Origin of the sequence: Enterobacter cloacae complex sp. SYL003, assembly GCF_049236925.1 — a bacterium.
GTDB classification, from domain to species: Bacteria; Pseudomonadota; Gammaproteobacteria; order Enterobacterales; family Enterobacteriaceae; genus Enterobacter; species Enterobacter intestinihominis.
In genome coordinates this window covers 1-4,561 of the sequence record NZ_JBMKJK010000042.1, presented here as the reverse complement: position 1 = coordinate 4,561, position 4,561 = coordinate 1, and the positions used below count along the sequence as shown (strand labels likewise).

The window sequence follows — 4,561 nt, the reverse complement described above, 5'->3', positions numbered from 1 at the left end:
CGCCGTCTGCTGGAGCTGGAGCTGAATACCTGGGTGCGTAGTCTGGTGACGGAAATGACCGATCCGGGCGATGAGTTGCAGGCTTCTCATCCGCTGCGTGACGCGAAGGTGGTGGTGGAAGATATCGAAGACAACCCGGGCTTCTTCCGCGTGAAGCTGTTTGCGGTGCCGCACTTCCAGGTGGAAGGCATGGATGTGAACCTGTCTCTGGTGAGCCAGATGCCGAAAGCGAAAGCGTAACGTAAGGCAGGAAGCATGAAAACGGAACAACCGTTATGGGGCAGGGGCCAGATGGTCTCTCCCCAGCACTTCCAGCAACAGGCCGCGTATGCGGCCTGGTCTGCGGAATGCATCGCCCGGTTAGGTCTCTCCCATCCCTGGGGAGTGATTGAAGCCACTTTCGAACCGGATGCACTGAAACTGGGCCGCCTGCAGGCCCGTCATCTGCACATCCGTTTCCCCGACGGGACGCTTATCGACACGGATAATGCTGACGATCTGCCACCGGTTCTCGCGCTGGAGAGTGAATCAAATGAGGTGGTAGTGATGCTCGCGCTTCCGCTGTTGCGCGCGAATGGTGGCAACTGTCTTAAGCCCGATGAGGTAGCCGGGCGTCCTGTTCGCTATCGCCAGCGTTGGCAGGATATCCGCAATACCTTCGGGGACGATACCCGCCAGATTGCGGTAATGCGTCCTGAGCTGACGCTGCGGTTTGCACATCAGAACAACAGCGATTACCTGACCTGTCCGGTTGCCCGCCTGCAGCAGGATCTGCAGGGGGCATGGCAGCCTGATGAGACGTTTCTCCCCCCGCTCCTGGCCATCGAGGGCAGCCGCTGGCTGTTAACCCAGCTCGAACAGCTGATGATCCAGCTACGTGTACGCCTGAGCCGACTGATGGCCATGCGACGGGAAAGTAATGAGCGCATGGCAGACTTTGCCGTGGCCGACGTGTCGCTGTTCTGGTTGCTGAATGCCCTCAACAGCGCTGAGCCCGTGCTGGGGCAGTTTCAGCGCCATCCGCAAAGTCCGCCTGAACGCCTGTATCCGGAGCTGGCCCGCCTGGCGGGCAGCCTGCTGACCTTCTCGCTGGAGCACCAGGTGAGTGCGATCCCGGTCTGGCAGCACGAGCAACTGAATAACGTATTTCCGCCGCTGTTTGATTTACTGGGGGACCTTCTGGAAGCCAGTCTGCCATCGCGGGTGGTGGCGATTGAGCTTGAGCACGATGCCCGGCTGCACTTCTGGCAGGCCCGTCTGCATGATCCGCGTCTGCGTGAAGGGGCGGATTACTACCTCTCCGTTCGTTCAATGGTGCCGGTGGCTCAGCTGCAGGAGCAGTTCCCGCGCCAGTGCAAGGTTGGCAGCCCCGATCATGTCAGAAGTATCGTCAATTCATCGCGGGTGGGCGTGCCGCTGACCCCGCTGCGCCATGTGCCGGCAGCCATTCCGTTACGTCTGGAAAATCAGTATTTCAGTCTTGATGTCTCTCATCCTCAGGCCACTGAAATGCTCCAGGGCGGCACCTGCATGTTTTACGTTCCGGGCATGCTCGGCGAGCCTGAACTTGAACTCTTTGCGGTGCTGAGAACATGAGTGAGCGTAAACGCGGCGCTGCCGCGGCCATTGATATTGATGCCCTGCTGCAGGATACCTGGCTGCAGGTGATCAGCCTGCGTCACGGTCCGAAATTTCAGGATGGAGAAGGGCGCACGCTGTGGGAGCGTTGTATTGCTGATGTCGAACGTGTGCAGCGTGAGCTGAAAGCGGGCGAACTTGATGAAGCCCGCTGCCGGCATATTCTCACCGCACAATGTGCGCTGCTGGATGAGGCGGTTAAGAGTCGCGGTGTGGAGGATGATGCCTGCGTGCAGTGGTATGACATTCCCCTGCAGGGGCACTTCCTTGGCACCATGGACGCCGGTGACACGCTGTGCGATCGGATGCGCGATGTGCTGCGTGAACCGGCTCCTGACCACGCTGTCGTGACCTGCTTCCAGCGGGTCATGATGCTCGGATTCCTCGGCAACTTCCGCTCCCTGAACGATCCTGAGCGGCAGAAACTCATGAATGCACTTAATGAACATGTTGCGCCGTTCAGCTATTCACAACCCCATCCCGTTCTGGCGGAAAGCCATGCCGGACGGGGGATAAGGGGTTGGCTTGCATCATGGCCCATGCGCATTGGCCTGAGTGTGGTGGTGGTCACCGCATTATGGTGGGGACTGGATTGCTGGCTGGATCAGACACTGCTTACCCTGCTGCCGGGAGCCGTGAAATGAGCCCTGCACAACAGCGCGGGCTTGCGCTCTGGGCTGCCCTGCTGAGTGCAGTGGTCTGCCTGTGGTTTCTGCCAGCATCCCGGCTGGTTTCCGTTCTCGTCCTGCTGGCGGTACTGGGGCTAATCATGGCGTTCTGGGCTGTCGCCTGCCGTCGCGTGCAGCACGATTTCACCCTGTGTCTGGAGGACCTGCCTGAAACCAGTTATTGCCAGCCCGTGGTACTGGTCTGTGGCGATCTGCCGCTTGCCTGGCCGCATCAGTCACCGGTACTTACTGTCACGCAGGGCTGCTGGATCCGTGTGGAGGATCATCTGGAACTGGAGCAGGCCGCCCGTCAGGTACTGTGGTTGCGCTCCGACTGGGGACGTCAGCTGTCAGTGATGGTCAGTGTTTGTCCGCAGCAGCACCCTGACAGTGAACGCCTTACCAGTCGTTTGCTTGCCCTGCGCTGGCAGATTAGTCGGTTGCGTAAAGCAACCGGCCATTCTGTGCCACTGGTTCTGAATGGACAGGTCGGCAGTGCGATGATGAATGACATGCTCTGGCAGACGGCGATCCTGGGGGAAGGGGTAAAGGTCTGGAGTGGGACTTCAGCGCCTGGCTCAGTTGCTGAATGGGTTAATACTGGCGGAACGCCTGCGATGCATCAACAGGTGCTTATGAACAGCCTGATGAGCTGGTTCCAACAGCACGTCCACGCTGTCCTTATGGATGAAAACCCCGATATTCCTGTCATTGAACCTGTTGCGGTTCTGTGGGGATTGGGCCCGATCCTGGCCGGAAGCATGGCCACCTCTGTCTGGACAGCGTGGTTGTCCCGCCATACTGCGATGCAGCAGGTGTCTGGCTGGCAGCCGGCGGGAACGGACAGTACGGTTATTTCCCTGTTCCCGAATTTTGTCCTCCCTTTACTGCCAGAAGGACGAGGCCTGACACCGCATGGACGAACCTGGCGCGGTGCGCTCGGAATCTTCACGCTGGCGACCATTGCTGCACTGCTCAGCAGTGGCTGGAACAACCGCCAGCTGCTGCAACGCGTTAGCTTCGATATTGTCCGTTACAACAGCATCGCCATGGATGATTACGGTCCTAAAGCCAGCGCCGTACAGGTGCTGCGCGAGGATGCGGCGCTGCTGGATGAGCATGCACGCAATGGTGTACCGGCCCGGCTGGGTCTGGGGCTTTATCGGGGGGAACGTCTGCGAATACCGGTGCTGGAAGCGATCCGCTCATATGTGCCACCACCTCCTCGACCAAAGCCTGTGGAAAAGGTCGCGCCGAAAATCATCCGCCTCGACAGCATGTCGCTGTTCGATACCGGAAAGTGGGCGCTGAAACCCGCCTCAACAAAGCTGCTGGTGAACTCACTGGTGGGCATTAAGGCGAAGCCCGGCTGGCTGATTGTAGTGGCGGGCCATACCGATAGCACCGGGGATGACCAGTCCAACCAGGTCCTGTCGCTGAAGCGTGCGGAGTCCGTGCGCGACTGGATGCGCGATACCGGCGATGTGCCGGAGAGCTGTTTTGCGGTGCAGGGCTACGGTGAAAGCCGACCTGTCGCCACCAACGACACGGCGGAAGGCCGGGCGCTGAACCGCCGTGTCGAAATCAGTCTGGTGCCGCAGGCGAACGCCTGCCAGCTGCCGGGCAACACCCCCGCGTCATCGCAGGATGATGGCGCTGATAACAACTTAACGGAGTAATTAACATGGCAATACCAGTCTATCTGTGGCTGAAGGACGACGGCGGCGCGGACATCAAAGGGTCTGTGGACGTTCAGGATCGTGAAGGCAGCATCGAGGTGGTGGCCCAGGAGCACAACCTGTACATCCCGACCGACAATAACACCGGCAAGCTGACCGGTACCCGTATCCACACCCCGTTCCTGTTCACCAAGGAAATCGACTCCTCCAGCCCGTACCTGTACAAGGCGGTGACCACCGGCCAGACCCTGAAATCTGCGGAATTTAAGTGGTACAGAATCAATGACGCGGGCCAGGAAGTGGAGTACTTCAACACGAAGCTTGAGAACGTGAAGCTGGTGAAAGTGAATCCGAAGATGCACGACATCAAAGATCCGGCGTTCGAGAAGCACAACCACCTCGAGCAGATTGAACTGCGCTACGAAAAAATCACCTGGACCTACAAGGACGGCAACATCATTCATTCCGATTCCTGGAACGAACGCGCCACCGCGTAAGTCGCATGCGGACAGGGCCCTGTCCGCAGTTTTTTGCACAGCGTCTGTATGCACGGACGCTGTGCAAAGAAAAACACAA

4 protein-coding genes and 1 pseudogene are annotated in these 4,561 nt (G+C 59.1%); all 5 read left to right on the top strand.

The window, feature by feature from the left end; translation table 11 throughout:
* Positions 1–240: pseudogene (locus ACOT1A_RS24305) on the top strand (type VI secretion system contractile sheath large subunit); the annotation flags it as partial.
* Between the two features lie 15 nt (positions 241–255).
* A complete protein-coding gene (gene tssK / locus ACOT1A_RS24300) occupies positions 256–1,596 on the top strand; it encodes a type VI secretion system baseplate subunit TssK (RefSeq protein WP_022648283.1) in 1,341 nt (446 codons plus the stop codon).
* A complete protein-coding gene (gene tssL / locus ACOT1A_RS24295) occupies positions 1,593–2,282 on the top strand; it encodes a type VI secretion system protein TssL, short form (RefSeq protein WP_276170476.1) in 690 nt (229 codons plus the stop codon). Before tssK ends, tssL begins: the two co-directional genes overlap by 4 nt.
* Positions 2,279–3,985: an OmpA family protein gene (locus tag ACOT1A_RS24290; protein ID WP_368958382.1), complete on the top strand. Its 1,707-nt coding sequence runs from the start codon at positions 2,279–2,281 to the stop codon at positions 3,983–3,985. The genes tssL and ACOT1A_RS24290 overlap by 4 nt, the downstream gene beginning before the upstream one ends.
* A gap of 5 nt (positions 3,986–3,990) precedes the next feature.
* The gene (gene hcp, locus ACOT1A_RS24285) at positions 3,991–4,482 is read left to right on the top strand and encodes a type VI secretion system effector Hcp (protein WP_009653685.1); all 492 of its coding nucleotides are present in this window, start codon (positions 3,991–3,993) and stop codon (positions 4,480–4,482) included.
* The last annotated feature ends 79 nt before the right edge of the window (positions 4,483–4,561 follow it).

Excerpts from the sequence above, each read along its gene's own strand:
- hcp (WP_009653685.1), top strand. The coding sequence starts at position 3,991 with ATGGCAATACCAGTCTATCTGTGGCTGAAGGACGACGGCGGCGCGGAC.
- ACOT1A_RS24290 (WP_368958382.1), top strand. The coding sequence starts at position 2,279 with ATGAGCCCTGCACAACAGCGCGGGCTTGCGCTCTGGGCTGCCCTGCTG.
- tssK (WP_022648283.1), top strand. The coding sequence starts at position 256 with ATGAAAACGGAACAACCGTTATGGGGCAGGGGCCAGATGGTCTCTCCC.
- tssL (WP_276170476.1), top strand. The coding sequence starts at position 1,593 with ATGAGTGAGCGTAAACGCGGCGCTGCCGCGGCCATTGATATTGATGCC.